Annotated in this window: 2 protein-coding genes; one reads left to right on the top strand and one right to left on the bottom strand. The window is 51.9% G+C overall.

Going from position 1 to position 2,559, the window contains the following annotated elements:
* Nucleotides 1-275, bottom strand: a 275-nt coding sequence (locus tag RMSM_RS39285) for a twin-arginine translocation signal domain-containing protein (RefSeq protein ID WP_008692474.1), incomplete at its 3' end; no start/stop codon positions are given.
* 628 nt (nucleotides 276-903) lie between these two features.
* Between RMSM_RS39285 and RMSM_RS05005 the strand changes: the two genes are divergently transcribed.
* The gene (locus RMSM_RS05005) at nucleotides 904-2,370 is read left to right on the top strand and encodes a hypothetical protein (RefSeq protein WP_040764168.1); all 1,467 of its coding nucleotides are present in this window, start codon (nucleotides 904-906) and stop codon (nucleotides 2,368-2,370) included.
* Nucleotides 2,371-2,559: the final 189 nt, after the last annotated feature.

The following is a 2,559-nucleotide window of genomic DNA, read 5'->3' on the forward strand; positions in this document are numbered from 1 at the left end:
GATGCGGCACGGTCGAGATAGTTTTTGTCGACATCGCACAAACCGACAATGTCCTGACTCTTAACACCATCGATATCCGCAGCCGCGCGGTTGGCGGTTCCAACACACAGAAGTTTCAGCTTGCTGTTGGCCGACGTGGATTCGGCCGCAGGCAATTCGCTGAACACACCTGCTGCTAAAATGCCGGCGCTGGTCGTTTTCAGAAAACGACGCCGGTTCGCCGACGCCGCAGGAGACGGTTTTCGAAACGCAGGAGTAGTGGTCGGTTTCTTCATTTCAAAAAAATCCTAAGAAGGGGTGGGCAGATAGGGTGGGGAGGTGAATCGAAACATTCGAGCAAGATACTCGATGCGAAACGTGAATTCCACATTATTGTATCGTCCAAATCGCTAGCCATGTTGGCTTCACGCTGAATGTCAACTCGACAACCAAAAAGCAGCCTCACTGCTTCTCGTCCCAACGATGCCCCTCACCCCGCCAGTGGGGAAACAATGAAGTCAATAGACTTTTGCAGGTCATCGTGCAAGGTTATGTGCCCGCCAAGCGTTAGGGGAGCGAAACTTGCGTTCAACGAACAGCGAAGGTAGGCGACCGCATCTTAATGAAATTGCCGCAGAAAACGCGGCATGGAAACCAGCGGTGGTGGCCAACCCGAAACGGCCCGTTGGCAGTAACCATCGCCGCCGGCCCCATTTTTGTCAAAAATCGAACGGGAACTTCGGCAAAAAAATTTTTCTGCAAACCTTGGCCGCGATGATCGTAAATAGACACGATCGTGCGTTCTAAGTGAATCTTGGACTTCGATGCCCCCTCGGTTTGTAGAACGGCGAACGCCATTCGGGTACGATCGATGAGCATAACCCGAAAATCGCAGCTCCCCTTTTATTTGTGTGGTTCCCAACGATGAAAATGCCACGATCGCGTTTGTTTTTCTTGTTCGTTTGTATCGTTGCTGTCCCCAATGGGCTCAACGGATTTGCTCAAGAGACTCGAGCGAAACAGGCAACGGAAACGGCTGCCGCATCCGCGAAAACAGAGACACCGTGTGAATACACTGCCACCGAATCGCCCCTGTTCTACAAGATTCAATTGAAAGCGGATTACGGTGCGACATCGGAAAAAGTGGAGTTGGACGGAATCCTGGTGTACGAACTAAGCCGAGGGGATGGCGACACGATCTCGATCGAGTGCGAATGCCAATGGAAACGCAATTCGACATACCGCGGGCTTCACCGGGATCGTGTTTTCCGACTTTCATCACGGTTGCCCGCCGGTCGAGTTGCCGCTTGCGAAATCGACAAGCTAGGAAAACCGATCAACGTCTCGCGGCCAGCCTGGATCTTGGGGTTGCCAATCGATCTCGGACGCATCGCGTTTCCACAATTGAGCGAAAACGACCAGTGGAAGATCAGCGAACCTGTTTCGCTGGTCCAGAGCATCAAGGTGTACAACCATCTTCAACTGATTGAAGTGTCTCCCGAGATCAAAGATCCGTTTCGATCGCACCGCGTTCAATCACGACAAGACACAGCGTCACAGAAAATCGCACTCGCCGAGATGCAGCGACAATGGATCAACAAGGGAGTCTCGATTCCAACGTTTCGAGAATCGTATTCGATCGACGGCAGCGGATTTAATCCTCAGATTCAGGTTTCGGGGAATCGTGAAGTTGCGTTCGCTCCAGAGCGTGGATCGGTGGACGAGGTCGACCTGTCACTTCGCATCGTTTGGAACGAACCCAATCACGAGATCACCGTGCCATGTTCACTTCGACTGCAACGACTGCCCGAAGACGAGATCCTTGCCTACAAACAAGCGAAAGAAAAAGCAGAAAGAGAGCAACAAAAAAGGCTCGCCGAACACAAAGCGATGCAGCAAACGGTTCCCGAGGTGACCGAGCGAGACCGAGTGATCAGCACGCTACAAACGGCAGAGAAAGATGTCTTTGATCTGATGGTCAGCAAACTGTATGGAGAAAAGGTTGCGGACGATCCCGAGCTAGCTCGCGTGCTGTACGACCAGTTCTTTGAACGAGAACGTTTGCCATACCACACCGTTAACGTGATTAAAAACCTAGATCCTGCGTTGGAAAAAGCGGCCACGATCGCCGCCAAATACGCCACCTCGTACAGCTCGTTTGATATCAGCTTGACCGGCGATTTAATTGACGAAGACACTCTGCTACGGCGAAATCAGATCATCTGTTTCCCCGACAATAGCCGCTACAAACCGGCTCGTTTCTACGGAGCAGTCGAAGATGTATTGGTGCTGGAAACGCGTGATCGCGAACCTAAATTGATCGCGGTCAAACGGGCAGTATGCCGACTGCCCTCTCCGGCCATGATCGATCCCAATGCGGCAACCGAGTGAAAACGATCGTGCAGATTCCCTTTCACATTCCTCACTCGTTGTAGCCTCGCTGCACACCGGTTGGTCTACAATAAAACGCTTAGAAATCATCCTATTTCCCCCAGGATCACAGTTATGGTTGCCCTTGTGCGTCTGAGTCTGCTTGTCGCGTTCGCTTGGTCTGTTGTGATGTCAGGTAATTGTTGTCGC

Source organism: Rhodopirellula maiorica SM1, assembly GCF_000346295.1.
GTDB classification, from domain to species: Bacteria; Planctomycetota; Planctomycetia; order Pirellulales; family Pirellulaceae; genus Novipirellula; species Novipirellula maiorica.

Excerpts from the sequence above, each read along its gene's own strand:
- RMSM_RS05005 (WP_040764168.1), top strand. The coding sequence starts at position 904 with ATGAAAATGCCACGATCGCGTTTGTTTTTCTTGTTCGTTTGTATCGTT.